General features: G+C 58.5%; 15 protein-coding genes. 9 read left to right on the top strand and 6 right to left on the bottom strand.

Going from position 1 to position 16,370, the window contains the following annotated elements:
- Positions 1 to 23 precede the first annotated feature (23 nt).
- Together FHL07_RS09415 and FHL07_RS09410 are read right to left on the bottom strand one after the other, a co-directional pair.
- The gene (locus FHL07_RS09415; protein ID WP_138738406.1) at positions 24 to 938 is read right to left on the bottom strand and encodes an SdiA-regulated domain-containing protein; all 915 of its coding nucleotides are present in this window, start codon (positions 936 to 938) and stop codon (positions 24 to 26) included.
- A gap of 98 nt (positions 939 to 1,036) precedes the next feature.
- On the bottom strand, positions 1,037 to 1,969 hold the full coding sequence (locus tag FHL07_RS09410) for an SdiA-regulated domain-containing protein (RefSeq protein WP_094999655.1): 933 nt from the start codon (positions 1,967 to 1,969) through the stop codon (positions 1,037 to 1,039).
- A gap of 481 nt (positions 1,970 to 2,450) precedes the next feature.
- On the opposite strand from FHL07_RS09410, the gene FHL07_RS09405 reads away from it, so the two are divergent.
- From FHL07_RS09405 to FHL07_RS09370, 8 genes are all read left to right on the top strand, one after another.
- Positions 2,451 to 3,260, top strand: coding sequence for a hypothetical protein (locus tag FHL07_RS09405; protein ID WP_138738405.1), 810 nt, complete (start codon positions 2,451 to 2,453; stop codon positions 3,258 to 3,260).
- Positions 3,261 to 3,433: 173 nt separating this feature from the next.
- Positions 3,434 to 4,675 carry an SfnB family sulfur acquisition oxidoreductase gene (locus FHL07_RS09400; protein ID WP_138738404.1) on the top strand — a complete coding sequence of 414 codons (1,242 nt, stop codon included), beginning with the start codon at positions 3,434 to 3,436 and terminating at the stop codon, positions 4,673 to 4,675.
- Positions 4,676 to 4,689: 14 nt separating this feature from the next.
- Complete coding sequence (locus FHL07_RS09395; protein WP_094999658.1) at positions 4,690 to 5,886, top strand: SfnB family sulfur acquisition oxidoreductase; 1,197 nt, start codon at positions 4,690 to 4,692, stop codon at positions 5,884 to 5,886.
- Positions 5,886 to 7,247, top strand: coding sequence for an LLM class flavin-dependent oxidoreductase (locus tag FHL07_RS09390; protein ID WP_138738403.1), 1,362 nt, complete (start codon positions 5,886 to 5,888; stop codon positions 7,245 to 7,247). Before FHL07_RS09395 ends, FHL07_RS09390 begins: the two co-directional genes overlap by 1 nt.
- Before the next feature lie 114 nt (positions 7,248 to 7,361).
- Positions 7,362 to 8,153: a MetQ/NlpA family ABC transporter substrate-binding protein gene (locus FHL07_RS09385; RefSeq protein ID WP_094999660.1), complete on the top strand. Its 792-nt coding sequence runs from the start codon at positions 7,362 to 7,364 to the stop codon at positions 8,151 to 8,153.
- A 2-nt stretch (positions 8,154 to 8,155) separates the two neighbouring features.
- Entirely contained in the window at positions 8,156 to 9,277 is a 1,122-nt protein-coding gene (locus FHL07_RS09380; RefSeq protein WP_094999661.1) for a methionine ABC transporter ATP-binding protein, read from the top strand.
- Positions 9,267 to 9,911 carry a methionine ABC transporter permease gene (locus FHL07_RS09375; protein WP_094999662.1) on the top strand — a complete coding sequence of 215 codons (645 nt, stop codon included), beginning with the start codon at positions 9,267 to 9,269 and terminating at the stop codon, positions 9,909 to 9,911. The genes FHL07_RS09380 and FHL07_RS09375 overlap by 11 nt, the downstream gene beginning before the upstream one ends.
- A 41-nt stretch (positions 9,912 to 9,952) precedes the next feature.
- On the top strand, positions 9,953 to 10,582 hold the full coding sequence (locus FHL07_RS09370; protein WP_095017892.1) for a class I SAM-dependent methyltransferase: 630 nt from the start codon (positions 9,953 to 9,955) through the stop codon (positions 10,580 to 10,582).
- A gap of 102 nt (positions 10,583 to 10,684) precedes the next feature.
- Here FHL07_RS09370 and FHL07_RS09365 read toward each other — a convergent pair whose 3' ends face one another.
- The 4 genes from FHL07_RS09365 to FHL07_RS09350 form a co-directional block, all read right to left on the bottom strand.
- Positions 10,685 to 11,914: a nucleoside recognition domain-containing protein gene (locus FHL07_RS09365; protein ID WP_138738402.1), complete on the bottom strand. Its 1,230-nt coding sequence runs from the start codon at positions 11,912 to 11,914 to the stop codon at positions 10,685 to 10,687.
- Between the two features lie 104 nt (positions 11,915 to 12,018).
- On the bottom strand, positions 12,019 to 13,338 hold the full coding sequence (gltP, locus tag FHL07_RS09360) for a glutamate/aspartate:proton symporter GltP (protein WP_094999665.1): 1,320 nt from the start codon (positions 13,336 to 13,338) through the stop codon (positions 12,019 to 12,021).
- A 610-nt stretch (positions 13,339 to 13,948) separates the two neighbouring features.
- Positions 13,949 to 14,113, bottom strand: coding sequence for a DUF1328 domain-containing protein (locus FHL07_RS09355; protein ID WP_019828122.1), 165 nt, complete (start codon positions 14,111 to 14,113; stop codon positions 13,949 to 13,951).
- A gap of 82 nt (positions 14,114 to 14,195) precedes the next feature.
- Complete coding sequence (locus FHL07_RS09350; RefSeq protein WP_094999666.1) at positions 14,196 to 14,480, bottom strand: hypothetical protein; 285 nt, start codon at positions 14,478 to 14,480, stop codon at positions 14,196 to 14,198.
- Between the two features lie 538 nt (positions 14,481 to 15,018).
- Here FHL07_RS09350 and algB point away from each other — a divergent pair.
- Positions 15,019 to 16,365, top strand: a complete 1,347-nt coding sequence (gene algB / locus FHL07_RS09345; RefSeq protein WP_094999667.1) for a sigma-54-dependent response regulator transcription factor AlgB — start codon at positions 15,019 to 15,021, stop codon at positions 16,363 to 16,365.
- The last annotated feature ends 5 nt before the right edge of the window (positions 16,366 to 16,370 follow it).

Below are 16,370 nucleotides of genomic sequence, written 5' to 3'. Positions count from 1 at the left end.
GAAAATGATCGGCCATTTCTCATCTACAAAGCCGGTTTTTTGAACACGTAAAACAGATTCGGCTCGCTCACCACATAGATAGTCCCTTCATCGTCCATCGCGACGCCTTCTGCCTGTGGCACTGAGCGGGTCAGACCGTGCTTGCCCTTCTTCAGCGACAGTGTGCTGATCGGTTGCCCGTCCAGACCCAGTTCAAGCAGCAATTTCGACTCATCTGACAGTGCCAGCAAATGCCCGGTGCGTTCGTCAAACTGCAAGCTCGACAAGTCCCTTACAAACAACCGTGCATCCCGTCGCGGATTGCTCACAACATGGGTGGCATAAGGTTGCTGGGGGTTGGCTTGAGGGAAGCCGCGCACTTCATAAATCAGCATGGGGTCGCGCTCCTTGGCTACAAACAGGCGCTTGCCCACCGAGTCATAGGCCAAACCTTCAAAGCCCTTGTTGCCCGACTGATTGATCCCCAGCGTCAATTGCTCGGCATCCCGGGCATCCAGAGCCCGGGTGTTGTCATCGACCTTGACCTTGATCAGGCGCTGTTGACGTTCATCGGTAATGACGTAGGTATTCTCGCCAATAAATTCGACTGCCTCGGCATCGCCGAACCCGACCAGTGCAATGCGGCGCAAGACCCGGCCATCTAGGGACAGCTCGATCAGCTCGGCTTTCTTGTTGGTCACGGTAAACAGACTCTTACGCAATGGATCGAAGGTCAGTGCCGAGACATCATCCTCAAGCCCTTCGATGACCTTGCCCTGCATTACGGCGCGGTAGTCTCCCAGGTTGATTGCATCAGGATTGGCGGGGTGCCACATCTGGCTGATCTGGAACCAGGTCCGTTCAAACAGGCGAAAATGTTGCGCGGCAAAGCCGGCGGCCAGCAAGGCCACCAGCGTTATACAGAGAGTAAAAACGGTAGTGCGGTTGACACGGCGCATGGGTCGAACTCTAAACAGATCAGGCCAATGAAATACCACGGCTGTCTGAATTGAACCTTAAACCTCAACGGGCAACATGTCTTGCGCGAGCGCGGGATTTATTTGGCCACCTTCTCGAAGCGATAAAACAGGTTCGGTTCGCTCACCATATACAGCGTGCCGTGTTCATCAATCGCGACACCTTCGGCCCGGGGAATGGTGTTCTTCAGGCCATTGAAGCCACCGAGCAAGGTGATGAAGCTGACCTGCTCACCCAGCTCATCGAGCTCCAGCAGCATATGCGAATCGGCCGACAGTACGAGTGTATGGCCTGTACGCGGATCGATGCTCAGGGCCGACAGGTTGCGTAGATCCAGCTCATCGCTTGGCACTTTCTGCTTGCTGCCGGTTAGCACCTGGCTACCGTCGCTCTTCCATACAAACAACTGCGGCGGACGCTCTTCACCCAGCAGCAGTTGTTGGCGGCGAGGGTCCCAGGCAATGGCTTCGAAGGCCTTGTTCTGGTTTTTCGAAGGCCCCAGGTCGTACTTGGGGAAGTCGGCAATATTCAGGGACTTGGTGTCCGCGTCGATGTTGATGATGCTCAGCATATGCTCACGCTCATCGACAATGGCCAGCAGGCCGTTCTCCATGACTGTCAGGCCCTCCGGGTTGCTCCAGCCCACCAGCGGAATTTTGCGCAGTACGTCGCCATCCAGAGTCAGTTCCACGAGAAAAGGGTTTTTACCCATCACCGAGAACAGTGTTTTGGTCAGCGGGTTATAGGCCAGGTCCGATGCCTCGTCCTTTTCCATTCCTGGCAACACCTTGGCATCAATCACCGCCCTGTAGTCAGGTAGCCATATGCTTTCGTTCTGCTCGGACGGGCTCTCAAACCGCTCCAGTACCCACAACGCACCGCGGTCATCCCAATGCATGATCCACGCGAGCCCGTAGACCAATACCCCCACCAGTAATACCCAGGAATACCAGCGCATGCTGAAACGTGAGGACCGGGGAACAGGCGGTATCAACTGTGGGTTTGTTGCCATTTGAGTGGGCTTCCGAAATGTTGGGCCAGATCTAAATATCACAAAGCGGGCTAACCAGCTGCCTCGTGCATGGCGATTATGCAGACGGAGTGTGAAATAAATGGCAAAAACGCAAAAAAATCATGCTGGCTGAGGTCCCGAGTGATTGGGCGCGTGCAAAGGCCTGGTGAGAGAGGACCATTAAATAGCCTGTAAACTTAGACTGATGACTCATCGCTAGAACTACTTGTCATGCAACTTTAAAGTACTCTTTCAGTAGGAACATTCTGAATAATTCAGGGACATTTATATTACTTCTGTTCGCCCTTGACACTCATGCCCACAGACTCTTATCTAATAAAAATAATCGAGCCCAGCCACTTGTCAAAAAGCAAATATTTATCGCGTTAACCATGTGCGGCCAGTACTCGGTGCTGAAAGCGAGGGCCGGTCTGCGCAGACGTGTACCGTTCCCTTACATACTGGAAAGGAATCTTTAAATATGCCCTTTACCTCATGTTTCAACAAACTCCCTCCGCCCGTACTTTCAAACTCCGCAAGGCATACTGTGTGCGCGCGCGCGGCCGAGCACTTGCTTATTACAATAAACCCTTACAAGAACATGGAAGAAGGTGACCTTGTAGAGTTGTTCTGGGATGGTTGCTATGTCGCCTCGCGGCAGATTTTCAAAGCCGGTATTGGCCAGCCTGTCATGTTAAGAGTGCCAGAGAGTTTTATTCAAAATGGTACGGCGCGCCTTTACTACCGGGTGATGCATATCGGCAGCAGCCCGGTTCTTTCTGCGCAACTTAAAATATTGGTCAAACTTGACTGCCCTGGCGGCGAAGCCATTGGCGACGAAAACCAGGGCCTGGCCCCGCTTGTAATTCCGCAGCCCATCCAGCGCTACGGGGTTAACCCAAGCCAGATGAAACGCGGTGTCCCGGTGAGTATCGAACCCTATCGCAACATGGCCAACAATGACGCCATCACCCTGCTCTGGGGGGATGTACGCCTGGATTTGCCCAAACTGCGCAAAGTGGATATCGACAAACCCGTCAGCGTGTTCGTGCCCCCCCACATCATCCAGGAGGCTGGCGAAGACGCCAAGCTGGAAGTCACCTACTGTGTGATCGAACGCGTGGGCAACAATTCGCGCTGGGCACCGGCGCGAGTGCTCAAGGTAGGTGCTCCCAAGCTCTATCTCAACCCTGCCCCGAGGGAGGTACTGCACGCCGCAGAGCCCCGTTCCAACTGGCGTAACCAGGAGCAGGGAGCCAGGGAATCGTCTATCCATATTCCTAAAAGTTAGTTCTTAAAATTTTTATACTCGATTAGGGTATATGAACCGGACCACCGGACTCTCAGCTTTTAACCGCGCCGCACGAGCGGCGCTCCCATGAAACGTGAGGTAGGTATGGTCCGTAACACAATCACCCTTGTGCATAACGCCAGGGCATTGAGTGCAGCCAAGGAGCGCAACTAATGTCCAGCTTGGCCAATGCACACCTGCAAAGCGACCAGGATGTCGCGCCTCTGTTGCTGGCAGCGCAGGTTCTGCGCACCGACAACGAAGCCCTTGAAGCCGCACACACACTGGCAGCCAGTGCACGCGAACACGCGGGCAAACGCGACCAGCAACGCAAGCTGCCGTGGTCGCTCATAGAAGCCTTCACCCGCAGCGGCCTGGGCAGTATTTCCATTGCCCGCGAATTTGGCGGCCCCCAGGTGTCATTTGTGACCCTGGCTGAAGTGTTCGCGATCATCTCGGCTGCCGATCCGGCGCTGGGGCAAATCCCGCAAAATCAGGTCGGCATTCTCAGCCTGATCGCTGCCACGGCCACCCAGGCGCAAAAAGAACAACTGTTCTCCAGCGTGCTGCAAGGCTGGCGCATCGGCAATGCGGGCCCGGAACGCGGCAGCAAAAACACCTTGGACATTAAGGCCCGGATCATCGCCGATGGCGACGACTTCGCCATTAACGGTCAGAAGTTTTACTCCACCGGCGCCCTGTTCGCCCACTGGATTGCGGTAAAAGCCGTCAACGATGAAGGCAGACAGGTCATGGCCTTCGTTCGTCGCGGTACACCAGGCTTGCGCGTCGTGGATGACTGGTCCGGTTTTGGTCAGCGCACCACCGCCAGTGGCACCGTATTACTTAACAACGTGCGGGTGGAAGCCGAACAGGTGGTCGACAGTTCGCGCCTCAACGATGCTCCGAACATTCAAGGCGCCGTGTCGCAATTGATCCAGGCCGCCATTGACCTGGGCATTGCCCGCGGTGCCATTGCCGACACCCTGAGTTTTGTCCGCGAGCGCTCACGCCCGTGGATCGACGCCAAGGTCGAACGCAACAGCGATGATCCTTATGTGATTGCCGATATCGGCAAACTGCACATTGAGCTGCACGCAGCCGAAGCCTTGTTGCGCAAAGCCGGACGCGTTCTGAACGAAGTCAGCGCGGCAGCGATCGACGCCCCTGGCGCTGCCCGCGCATCGATTGCGGTGGCCGAAGCCAAGGTGCTGAGCACCGAGCTGTCGCTGCTGGCCAGCGAAAAATTGTTCGAACTGGCCGGCAGCCGCGCCAGCCTTGCCGAGTTCAACCTCGACCGCCACTGGCGCAACGCCCGGGTGCACACCCTGCACGACCCGGTGCGCTGGAAATACCACGCCATCGGCGCGTATCGCCTCAACGGCACCCTGCCTGCCCGGCATTCCTGGATCTGACCCTGGAGACACCCATGTCACTGATATCCAAACAGGTCCCGGTTATCCACAGCGATGCCGAGGCCCTGAGCGTAGCCCGTGAACTGGCGGCGTTTTTCAAACGCGACAGTGCCCTGCGTGACCGCGAGCGGCGCTTGCCGTTTGATGAGCTTGAGCTGTTTTCCCATACCGGCCTGTGGGGCATCACCGTGCCCAAGGCCTACGGCGGCGCAGGCGTGTCCAGCGTCACCCTGGCGCAAGTGATCGCGCTGATCGCTGCGGCCGATGCCTCTCTGGGGCAAATCCCGCAAAACCACTTTTATGCACTCGAAGTTTTACGGGTCAATGGCACACACGAGCAAAAGCAGCGGCTCTATGCCGAAGTGCTGGCCGGAGAGCGCTTCGGCAATGCCCTAGCTGAAATCGGCACCAAGACTGCACACGATCGCACCACCCATCTGGCCCAGGCCGAACACGGCTACCGCATCACCGGCCGCAAGTTCTACGCCACTGGCGCACTGTATGCACAGCGGATACCTACCTCGGTTGTGGACGATAACGGCATCCAGCATCTTGCATTCGTGCGCCGCGACAGCGATGGCCTAAGCGTGATCGACGACTGGAGCGGTTTTGGCCAGCGCACTACGGGCAGCGGTTCGGTGGTTTTCGACAACGTACTGGTCGCAGCACAAGACGTGATCCCGTTTCAAAGCGCCTTCGAGCGTCCGACCCCGGTTGGCCCGCTGGCGCAGATCCTTCACGCGGCCATCGATACCGGTATCGCCCGCGCCGCCTTTGAAGACGCCCTGCATTTTGTGCGCAGCAAAACCCGGCCCTGGATTGATGCCACTACGGATATCGCCAGCGAAGACCCGCTGACCCTCAAAAGCTTCGGCCATTTGAGCGTACGTCTGCATGCCGCCGAAGCCCTGCTGGAACGTGCCGGAGCGTTTCTGGATATTGCTCAGAGCAACACCAGCGCCAGCACCGTCGCCGCAGCCTCGATTGCCATCGCAGAAGCCCGGGCCCTGAGTACAGAAATTTCCCTGGCCGCCGGCAGCACCCTGTTCGAGCTGGCGGGCAGCCAGGCCACCCTGGCCGAGCACGGCCTTGACCGTCACTGGCGCAACGCCCGCGTGCACACCCTGCATGACCCGGTGCGCTGGAAGTACCACGCGGTAGGCAATTACTACCTAAATGATGCCAACCCGCCATTGCGGGGGACCATCTGATGAGCAAAAAGAAGATTCTGATCAATGCCTTCAACATGAACTGCATTGGTCATATCAACCACGGTCTGTGGACTCATCCACGGGACAACTCGACCACCTTCAACACCCTTGAATACTGGACTGAGTTGGCGCAGCTGCTGGAACGCGGGCTGTTCGACGGGCTTTTTATCGCCGATATCGTGGGGGTGTACGACGTTTATCAACAATCGGTTGATATGCCACTCAAAGAGGCGATCCAGCTACCGGTCAATGATCCCCTGCTGCTGGTTTCGGCGATGGCTGCCGTCACCAAAAACCTCGGCTTTGGCCTGACCGCCAACCTGACCTACGAAACGCCGTATTTATTCGCGCGTCGCATGTCGACCCTGGACCACCTGACCCGCGGTCGCGTTGGCTGGAATATTGTTACCGGCTACCTCGACAGTGCAGCCAAGGCCATGGGCCTGACCGAACAGGTCGAGCATGACCGGCGCTACGATCAGGCCGATGAGTACCTGCAAGTGCTCTACAAGCTATGGGAAGGCAGCTGGGAAAACGACGCCGTGCTCAATGACCCGGCCCGGCGCATTTATGCCCGGCCCGACAAGGTGCACAAGATCAAACACGAAGGTGAGTTCTATCAGGTGGAGGGTTATCACCTTTGCGCACCGTCGCCGCAACGCACCCCGGTGCTGTTTCAGGCGGGCAGCTCGGATCGCGGCCTGGTGTTTGCCGGTCGCCATGCCGAGTGCGTGTTTATCAGCGGGCAGACCAAGGCAGCGACCAGAGCCCAGGTCGACAAGGTGCGCGCCGGCGCTGTGGCTGCGGGCCGCAACCCGGACGACATCAAGCTGTTTATGGGGATCAATGTGATCGTGGCGCCGACCGAGGCCCAGGCATTGGCCAAGCGTGACGAGTACCTGAGCTATGCCAGCGCTGAAGCCGGCGTGGCGCACTTTTCCAGCTCCACGGGTATCGACTTTGCCGACTATGAACTGGACGAGCCGATCCAGTACGTGAAGAGCAACGCGATCCAGTCCGCCACCAAAGTGCTGCAAAACAACGACTGGACCCGGCGCAAGCTGCTTGAACAGCACGCCCTGGGCGGGCGTTACATCACGCTGGTGGGTTCGCCTGCGCAAGTGGCCGACGAGCTGGAATCCTGGATTGCAGAAACCGGCCTGGACGGGTTCAACCTGACCCGCATCGTCACCCCTGAAAGCTACGTCGATTTTATCGACCTGGTGGTCCCCGAACTGCAGCGCCGGGGCTCTTATAAAACCGCTTATGACACTGGCAGCCTGCGTCAGAAGCTGTTTGTGGAAGGCGATGCGCACTTGCCGCAATGCCATACAGGTGCGGCTTACAGACACAACCCTTAACCCTTTTTGTTGTGGGAGCGAGCCTGCTCGCGAAGCTTGCAGGACTGCCAAACTTTCGCGAGCAGGCTCGCTCCCACAGGGTTCGAATTCCGACTCTTTGACTGGGCAATTATCATGAACAAAAAACACGCACTGGTTCTGGCCCTCGGGCTGTTTAGCGGTTTGCTCCACGCGGCCGACAAGCCGCTCAAGGTCGGTACCACCGCCGCGTTCGCCATTCCCCTGGAAACCGCAGTGGCCGAGGCCGACAAGCAAGGGCTCAAGGTCGAGCTGGTGGAGTTCACCGACTGGATCGCACCCAACGTCAGCCTGGCCAGCGGCGATATCGATGTGAATTACTTCCAGCACATCCCGTTCCTGGAAAACGCCAAGGCCGCCGCCGGGTTCGATTTGGCACCCTACGCCAAAGGCATCATCAACAACGTGGGCCTGTACTCGAAAAAATACAAAAGCCTCGACGCCCTGCCTGAAGGCGCAACTGTTGCCATCGCCAATGACCCGATCAATAGCGGGCGTGGCCTGCAACTGCTGGCCAAGGCCGGGCTGATTACACTCAAGCCGGGCGTTGGTTACAAGGCGACGGAAGAGGACATCATCGCCAACCCGAAAAAGATCAAGATCCTGCAGGTTGAGGCCGTGCAACTGGTACGCGCCTACGACGATGCCGACCTGGTGCAGGGTTATCCAGCCTACATTCGCCTGTCGAAAACCTTCGATGCCGAGTCGGCCTTGCTGTTCGACGGCATCGACCACCCCGAGTATGTGATTCAGTTCGTGATCCAGCCCAAGAACAAAGACGACCCGCGGCTGGCCAAATTTATCGATATCTATCAGCACTCGCCAGTGGTCAAAGCTGCGCTGGATAAGACCTACGGCACTCTGTACCAGCCCGGCTGGGGAGGCTGACCATGAATGTGGCCATTGCTCGCGAGCGGCTCGATCAGCCGCAGCCCGGCGCCAACCACACCGAGCTGCACCCTGAGTTGAGCCACGCCCATGTGCGTTTTATCGGTATCGGCAAAACCTATGACGGCCGCCAGGGCCCTGTGGATGCCCTCACGGGTATTGATCTGGCAATCCAGCGCGGGGAGATCTTCGGCATCATCGGGCGCAGCGGTGCTGGCAAGTCGTCGTTGATTCGCACCATCAACCGCCTCGAACAGCCTACCCGCGGCCGCGTGCTGATCGATCAGGTCGATATCGCCAGCTTTGACGAAGACAAGCTGGTGGCGCTGCGGCGCAAGATCGGCATGATCTTCCAGCACTTCAACCTGATGTCGGCCAAAACCGTGTGGCAGAACGTCGAGTTGCCACTCAAGGTGGCGGGCGTGCCCAAGCTGCAACGGGAGCAGAAGGTGCGTGAGCTGCTGGAGCTGGTTGGCCTGCAAGGCAAGCACACGGCTTACCCAGCGCAACTGTCGGGCGGGCAAAAACAGCGTGTGGGCATTGCCCGTGCGCTGGTGCACGATCCGGCGATTTTGCTGTGCGACGAAGCCACCTCGGCCCTGGACCCCGAAACCACTCAGTCGATCCTCGGTCTGCTGCGCGAAATCAACCAGCGCCTGGGCCTGACCATCATCCTCATTACCCATGAAATGGCCGTGATTCGTGATATCTGTCACCGCGTAGTGGTACTGGAGCAAGGTCGCGTGGTCGAGCAAGGCCCTGTGTGGCAGGTCTTCGGCGATCCTCAGCATGACGTCAGCAAGACCCTGCTGGCGCCCTTGCAGGCGACCCTGCCTGAAGCGCTGCGTAACCGTATTTCGGCGCAGGCACAGTCCGCACAAGCCAGCGTGATCTTGCGCCTGCGTTTTACCGGCCGGCAGGCCCAAGAGCCCGACCTGGGAGCGCTGTTCAGCGCGCTGGGAGGGCAAGTGCGACTGCTCCACGGCGGCGTCGAACACATCCAGGGGCATGCCCTGGGGCAACTGCTGCTCAGCGTAACCAGCACTTCGCTGGGCGCCGAAGAGCTGCGCAAGCGGGCCGGACAATGGGCACAACAGGTCGAGGTAGTGGGCTATGGGATTTGATCGTTTGTGGCAGGGGGTGATCGACACCTTCCTGATGGTCGGTGTGTCGTCGCTGATCGCGCTGGTTCTGGGCATACCGCTGGCGGTGATCCTTGTCACCAGCGGCAAAGGCGGGATTTATCAAGCCCCCACACTGAACAAGGCTCTGGGTGCGTTCGTCAATCTGTTCCGTTCAATCCCGTTTCTGATTTTGATGGTGGCATTGATCCCGTTCACCCGCCTGATTGTGGGCACTACCTACGGCGTATGGGCGGCGGTCGTACCGCTGACCATCGCCGCCACACCGTTTTTTGCACGCATAGCTGAAGTCAGCCTGCGTGAGGTGGATCACGGTTTGATTGAAGCCGCCCAAGCCATGGGCTGTAAGCGCCATCACATTATCTGGCACGTACTGCTGCCCGAAGCCTTACCCGGCATCGTCGGCGGTTTTACCATCACCCTGGTGACGATGATCAATTCGTCGGCCATGGCCGGTGCGATTGGTGCCGGCGGGCTGGGTGACATCGCGTACCGCTATGGTTACCAGCGCTTCGACTCGCAGGTGATGCTGACCGTGATCGTATTGCTGGTGATTCTGGTGGCCGTGATTCAGCTGGGTGGTGACCGCCTGGCCCTGGCACTGAACAAACGCTGAGGTATAGTCGGCGGCCAGCCCTGCCGCCGACCGAGCCTGCGATGACCCTCGATGCAAAAACTCTCGAACAGATTGCCGCCACGACCCTGAGCCACTATCAACAGAGCGCCGAGGGCTTCCGTGAAGGCACCCGCGACCATGACGTGAGCCAGAACATCGACGCCCTGTTGCGTCATATTCAAGGTTCGGCGCCCTTCACTGTCCTGGATTTCGGCTGCGGGCCGGGTCGCGACCTGCAGGCTTTCACCCGCCTCGGGCATGTGGCAATCGGGCTGGACGGCACCGAACGCTTCACCCAAATGGCCCGCGAAGACAGCGGCTGTGAAGTGTGGCACCAGGACTTCCTCAAGCTCGACTTGCCCGCTGAACGCTTCGACGGCATCTTCGCCAATGCTTCGTTGTTCCATGTGCCGACCCAGGAACTGGGTCAGGTGCTGGGCAAGCTGCATGCAGCCCTGAAATCCGGCGGCGTACTGCTCAGTTCCAACCCGCGCGGCGACAACCGCGAAGGCTGGAACGGTGAGCGTTACGGGGCTTATCACGATCTGCAGAACTGGCGGACGATGCTGACGGCTGCAGGGTTTGCCGAGCTGGAGCACTACTACCGCCCGGCGGGCTTGCCCCGTGACCAGCAACCGTGGCTGGTGAGTGTGTGGCGTAAAACCCTGTAAACCTGTGGGAGCGGGCTTGCTCGCGATGCAGGCAACACGGTTTACCTGCGTGGCCGCGGTGATGCCATCGCGAGCAAGCCCGCTCCCACAAGGTGGCCTGGGTTAGCCGAAGAACCAGTAGCACACCGCAATCGCCGCCACCACGCCGGCAAACTCGGCCAGCAGGGCGCAACCCACCGCATGCCGGGCACGCTGGATGCCCACGGCGCCGAAGTACACCGCCAGCACATAGAACGTGGTTTCCGTGCTGCCCTGCACCGTGGCCGCCACCAGCGCCGGGAAGCTGTCCACACCCTGGGTCTGCATGGTCTCGATCAGCAAGGCCCGCGCCGCACTGCCCGAAAAGGGTTTGACCATGGCCGTTGGCAGCGCATCGACAAAGCGCGTATCCCAACCCAGCCACTCAACCACATGGCGAATACCGTCCAGGCCAAAATCCAGTGCCCCGGAAGCACGCAGCACACCCACCGCGCACAGCATCGCCACCAGATACGGCAACAGGTTTTTCGCGACGTCGAAGCCTTCCTTGGCCCCTTCCACAAACGCTTCGTAGACCTTGACCTTGCGCAGCGCCCCGATCACCAGAAACAGCATGATCAGGCCGAACAGCGTGAGGTTGCCCAGGATCGACGACAAGCTGGCCAGCGCCGTGGCTGACAGGGTCGCCAGCAATGCCATGAAACCGCCCAGGATCAGCGCGCCAGGCACCAGGTACGCCAGCACCACCGGGTCCCACAGACGCAGGCGCTGGACAATGGCCACCGACAGCAAGCCGACCAGGGTCGAGGCGCTGGTGGCCAGCAGGATCGGCAGGAATACCAGTGTCGGGTCCGGCGCCCCTTGCTGGGCACGGTACATGAAGATAGTGACCGGCAGCAGGGTCAGGGACGAGGCGTTGAGCACCAGAAACAGGATCTGTGCATTACTCGCACTGGTCGGGCTCGGGTTGAGCTCTTGCAGGGCACGCATGGCCTTGAGGCCGATGGGCGTGGCCGCGTTATCCAGCCCCAGGCCGTTGGCGGCGAAGTTGAGGGTGATAAAGCCCAGCGCCGGATGCCCAGGCGGGACTTCCGGCATCAGGCGCTTGAACAGAGGTCCCAGGGCCCTGCCCAGCCAATCGACGATGCCGGCTTTTTCGGCAATGCGCAGAAAACCCAGCCATAACGTCAGGGTGCCGAAGAGCAAGATCATCACTTCGACGGACAACTTGGCCATGGCGAAGATGCTTTCCACGATCGCCGAGAAGATCCCCGCGTTGCCCCCCACCAGCCATTGGGCGAGCGCCGACACCGTAGAGACGACGAAAAAGCTGAGCCATAGGCCGTTGAGCATCAAGAAAACTCCTGGAAGATGATGCGAATGATAGCGGCCTACCCCCAGAAACAACAAACCCCGGCCAGGGCCGGGGTTTGTGGGAGTTGCACTACCAGGCGAGGTTACTCACCTTTTGGCAGGGCTTCCTTGCTGCGCCAGTGCGGCAGCGAGTTCCAGTAGCGCTCGCCCTTGGCGTTGTCGTACATGCCTTCCCAACGGGAGATTACCAGTACCGCCAGGGCGTTACCGATCACGTTCAGGGCTGTACGGGCCATGTCCATCACACGGTCAACACCGGCGATAAAGGCCAGGCCTTCCAGCGGGATACCCACGCTGCCCAGGGTCGCCAGCAGTACCACGAAGGATACGCCTGGTACACCGGCGATGCCTTTGGAGGTCACCATCAGGGTCAGTACCAGCAGCAGTTGCTGGCTGATCGACAAGTCGATGCCATACAGCTGGGCGATAAAGATTGCCGCGATGCTCTGGTACAGGGTCGAGCCGTCAAGGTTGAACGAGTAGCCGGTCGGTACCACAAAGCTGCAGATCGCTTTCGGGCAGCCGTAGGCTTCCATCTTCTCGATCACGCGTGGCAGCACGGTTTCGGAGCTGGCGGTGGAGTAAGCCAGAACCAGTTCATCCTTGAAGATACGGATCAGCTTGAACACCGAGAAGCCGAACAGCTTGGCAATCAGGCCCAGCACCGCAACGGCGAAGAACAGGATGGCGCCGTAAACCAGCAGCACCAGCTTGGCCAGAGGCACCAGCGAGGCGAAACCGAAGTTGGCGACGGTCACGGCGATCAGGGCGAACACACCGATTGGCGCGTAGTTCATGATCATGTGAGTGACTTTGAACATCGACTCGGACACGCCCTGGAAGGTTTTCACCAGCGGGTCGCGCAGTTCGGCGTTCAGGCTCGACAAACCGAGACCGAAGAGCACCGAGAAGAAGATGATCGGCAACATCTCACCGCGAGCCATGGCCGCGAAGATGTTCGATGGAATCAGGTTGAGGATGGTCTCGATAAACGCATGTTCATGCGTGACTTCAGCTGCCGTGGCTGCGTACTTGGAAATATCGACCGTGCCCAGGGTGCTCATGTCGATCCCGGCACCGGGTTGGAACACGTTGGCCAGCACCAGGCCGACCAGGATCGCGATGGTGGTGACCACCTCGAAGTAAATGATGGTTTTAAAACCGATACGACCGAGTTTCTTCGCATCTCCCACGCCTGCAATCCCGACAACCAGTGAAGAAATCACGATTGGGATTACGATCATCTTGATCAGACGGATAAAGATATCGCCGGCAGGTTGCAGAACGTTACTGATCCACCAGGCCTTTTCAGCACTGAAATGGTTAAGCAGCGCGCCGATTGCAATCCCGAGGACCAGACCAATCAGGATCTGCCAGGCGAGGCTAAGTTTTGCCTTCTTCATGTCATTACCCTTACTTCAAGTGGACTCGGGCAGAGGCTCTGAATAGAGCGCTTGAAAGCGCAAAAAGCAGAAACCGCCACCCCCGTAGAAGGTCGCCCAAACCGAGCCAGAAAGGCTCTTTGGCAGGCGAAAAAAGGCGCAACTATTCCCATGCATGAGGTGGCCGTCTAATGCCGTAAACGCCTACCCTATGCCGAATCGGCATGGGTTTTGTCCGACAAGACCTCAAATCGCCCCTCCTGAGAATCCACAGAATAGACGACATAAGTGCCGTAGACCGGCTGTTTCAAGGTCTTTTTGGCTAAGGAGGGGGTGGCATTAAGCCGCTTATATCCAAGAAATATCCGACAACACAAATCAGATATAAGTCCGGGCTATTTTTCTACAAGTCGATATACGGTCGACGTTTCGAAGTGCTGGTCAGGCCACATTTGTTTTCAAAAAAATGAACCCTGATAAGGCATTACAGCCGCCGAAAGATTTTCTCCGGGCACAAAAAAACCAAGGTAGAACCTTGGCTGCCTGCATCCATGTAACCGGTTTCATGCCCCTCGGCCGCCGCCCGTTACCAGGACAGCGACCGTAGCCTTAAAGGAGGGGGCGGTCATCTCTAGCCTCGACCGCGGCGACCAAAGATAAAGGACACCACAAACATCACCAGGAACACGACAAAGAGAATCTTGGCGATGCCGGTAGCGGTGCCCGCAATACCACCGAAGCCCAGGACAGCAGCGATGATGGCGATAATCAGGAAGGTAATGGCCCAACTCAACATGGTGATTCTCCTTATTACTGTGCGAAACAGGGTGATGAGGGTGTGTCTCGACGCCCGATCAGGGCCTCAAGGTTGTGAACACTTAAAACACCCAACGTTCAGGTGCTGGTTGCGAGCGGGCGATTTGGGTTTCGTCCGAGGCTGCGAGTTCGTAACGGCCAGTGGTATCAGACACTGGGCCAAATGCCTTGAAGTGCTGCTGGGGAGCGATGTAGTGCTGTGCAGCGGCAACCGGCTGCGGTGCTTGCTCCAACCGGCCCAACTGCTGACCACCGATCAGGGTCACCGACAACGCAAGGCTGGCGAACAGACCTTGTTGCAGATGCAATGACGAAACACGCAAGTTGGAGAATTCGTGAATATTCATGTTCAAACTCCTGCCACCCGGTGGTCAATGTGAGGTTGAGCCGCTCTGTGCGACGCTCTGTACAAGGGTAATTGCAGGGGCCGTGCCAGCTTTTGACACAATGAAAAAACCGTTATAAATCAATGTGTTATCTATTTGTTCGAATGGATTTGACGCGCAACCTGCACGATGCCCGGCCTGCGGGTCGGGCGTTCTGCACGATCAGGGGATACCACACGTCGCGTAGCAGCTGACTCGCGGAGCGAGGCTGCGTGCGGCGGCACAGCCGTCGCAAATCAGACACCACGGTGTGCCAGTAAAATTCGGTTTTCAGGGTTTACGACGGCTTCGCCGTCGGACGCAGCCTTGCTCCGCGAGTCAGCTGCTGCGAGAGGGATTAATTTCGACCTGCGACTCAACGCAAAAAGCCGCAAAATCAGCCAGTTACCTTATGCAGGCCAGAGCCTTCGGTGCTAGCCTCGGAATCAATCAGAAAAATCATGCAACTTGCCCGATTATTCCGACACTAACCAAGACCACATATAAAGGAACGTAGGAAATGGATTCAGCCAAAGAGCAACAGGGCCGCATTCTGCTGGTCGACGATGAGTCCGCCATCCTGCGTACATTCCGCTATTGCCTCGAAGACGAGGGCTACACTGTCGCCACCGCTAACAGCGCAGCGCAGGCCGACGCACTGCTGCAACGACAGGTGTTCGATCTGTGTTTTCTCGATCTGCGCCTGGGCGAAGACAACGGTCTGGATGTGCTGGCTCAAATGCGTATCCAGGCGCCGTGGATGCGTGTTGTGATAGTCACTGCCCACTCGGCCGTCGATACAGCCGTTGATGCGATCCAGGCAGGTGCCGCCGATTATCTGGTCAAGCCGTGCAGCCCCGACCAGCTAAGGCTGGCCACGGCCAAGCAACTGGAAGTGCGCCAGTTGGCGGCCCGGCTTGAAGCCCTGGAGGGTGAAGTACGCAAGCCCAAAGAAGGCCTCGACTCCCATAGCCCGGCCATGATGGCGGTGCTCGAAACCGCCCGCCAGGTGGCCGGTACGGATGCCAATATCCTTATTCTCGGCGAGTCGGGTACCGGTAAGGGGGAGCTGGCACGCGCAATCCACGGCTGGAGCAAACGGGCGAAAAAGTCCTGTGTCACGATCAATTGTCCGTCACTGACGGCCGAGCTGATGGAAAGCGAACTGTTTGGCCATACCCGTGGAGCCTTTACCGGTGCCAGCGAAAGCACTCTGGGCCGGGTGAATCAGGCCGATGGCGGTACCTTGTTCCTCGATGAAATCGGCGATTTCCCGCTGGCCCTACAGCCAAAACTGCTGCGCTTTATTCAGGACAAAGAATACGAGCGCGTCGGCGACCCCGTTACCCGCCGCGCCGATGTACGCATTCTGGCCGCCACCAACCTCCACCTTGAGGACATGGTGCGCGATGGCCGCTTCCGTGAAGACCTGCTCTACCGTCTCAACGTGATCACCCTGCATTTGCCGCCGCTGCGCGAGCGCAGTGAGGATATCCTGACCCTGGCCGACCGTTTCCTGGCCCGTTTCGTCAAGGAATATGCTCGCCCTGCCCGCGGCTTCAGTGAGGAAGCCCGCCGGGCCCTGGCCAATTACCGTTGGCCGGGCAATATCCGCGAGTTGCGCAATGTGGTTGAGCGCGCGAGTATTATTTGCCCGCAGGAAGTGGTTGAAGTCAGCCATCTGGGCATGGCCGAACAAACGGTACCCAACGCCCCGCGCATTGGCGCTGCTCTGAGCCTCGATCAACTGGAGAAAGCCCATATCGGCGCCGTCCTGGCCACCAGTGAAACCCTGGATCAGGCAGCAAAAACCCTGGGTATCGATGCCTCGACGCTGTACCGCAAACGTAAGCAGTACAACCTGTGAGCCCG

The sequence above is a fragment of the Pseudomonas sp. FSL W7-0098 genome (genome assembly GCF_005930585.1).
In the GTDB taxonomy this organism is placed as follows: Bacteria; Pseudomonadota; Gammaproteobacteria; order Pseudomonadales; family Pseudomonadaceae; genus Aquipseudomonas; species Aquipseudomonas bubulae.
Note: the sequence above shows the minus strand (reverse complement) of the source record. Positions and strands in the feature narration are given on the sequence as shown.

What these genes read in the sequence shown, in the direction of transcription:
- FHL07_RS09415 (WP_138738406.1), bottom strand. Translation starts at nt 938, where the DNA reads ATGCGCCGTGTCAACCGCACTACCGTTTTTACTCTCTGTATAACGCTG.
- FHL07_RS09410 (WP_094999655.1), bottom strand. Translation starts at nt 1,969, where the DNA reads ATGGCAACAAACCCACAGTTGATACCGCCTGTTCCCCGGTCCTCACGT.
- FHL07_RS09405 (WP_138738405.1), top strand. Translation starts at nt 2,451, where the DNA reads ATGCCCTTTACCTCATGTTTCAACAAACTCCCTCCGCCCGTACTTTCA.
- FHL07_RS09400 (WP_138738404.1), top strand. Translation starts at nt 3,434, where the DNA reads ATGTCCAGCTTGGCCAATGCACACCTGCAAAGCGACCAGGATGTCGCG.
- FHL07_RS09395 (WP_094999658.1), top strand. Translation starts at nt 4,690, where the DNA reads ATGTCACTGATATCCAAACAGGTCCCGGTTATCCACAGCGATGCCGAG.
- FHL07_RS09390 (WP_138738403.1), top strand. Translation starts at nt 5,886, where the DNA reads ATGAGCAAAAAGAAGATTCTGATCAATGCCTTCAACATGAACTGCATT.
- FHL07_RS09385 (WP_094999660.1), top strand. Translation starts at nt 7,362, where the DNA reads ATGAACAAAAAACACGCACTGGTTCTGGCCCTCGGGCTGTTTAGCGGT.
- FHL07_RS09380 (WP_094999661.1), top strand. Translation starts at nt 8,156, where the DNA reads ATGAATGTGGCCATTGCTCGCGAGCGGCTCGATCAGCCGCAGCCCGGC.
- FHL07_RS09375 (WP_094999662.1), top strand. Translation starts at nt 9,267, where the DNA reads ATGGGATTTGATCGTTTGTGGCAGGGGGTGATCGACACCTTCCTGATG.
- FHL07_RS09370 (WP_095017892.1), top strand. Translation starts at nt 9,953, where the DNA reads ATGACCCTCGATGCAAAAACTCTCGAACAGATTGCCGCCACGACCCTG.
- FHL07_RS09365 (WP_138738402.1), bottom strand. Translation starts at nt 11,914, where the DNA reads ATGCTCAACGGCCTATGGCTCAGCTTTTTCGTCGTCTCTACGGTGTCG.
- gltP (WP_094999665.1), bottom strand. Translation starts at nt 13,338, where the DNA reads ATGAAGAAGGCAAAACTTAGCCTCGCCTGGCAGATCCTGATTGGTCTG.
- FHL07_RS09355 (WP_019828122.1), bottom strand. Translation starts at nt 14,113, where the DNA reads ATGTTGAGTTGGGCCATTACCTTCCTGATTATCGCCATCATCGCTGCT.
- FHL07_RS09350 (WP_094999666.1), bottom strand. Translation starts at nt 14,480, where the DNA reads ATGAATATTCACGAATTCTCCAACTTGCGTGTTTCGTCATTGCATCTG.
- algB (WP_094999667.1), top strand. Translation starts at nt 15,019, where the DNA reads ATGGATTCAGCCAAAGAGCAACAGGGCCGCATTCTGCTGGTCGACGAT.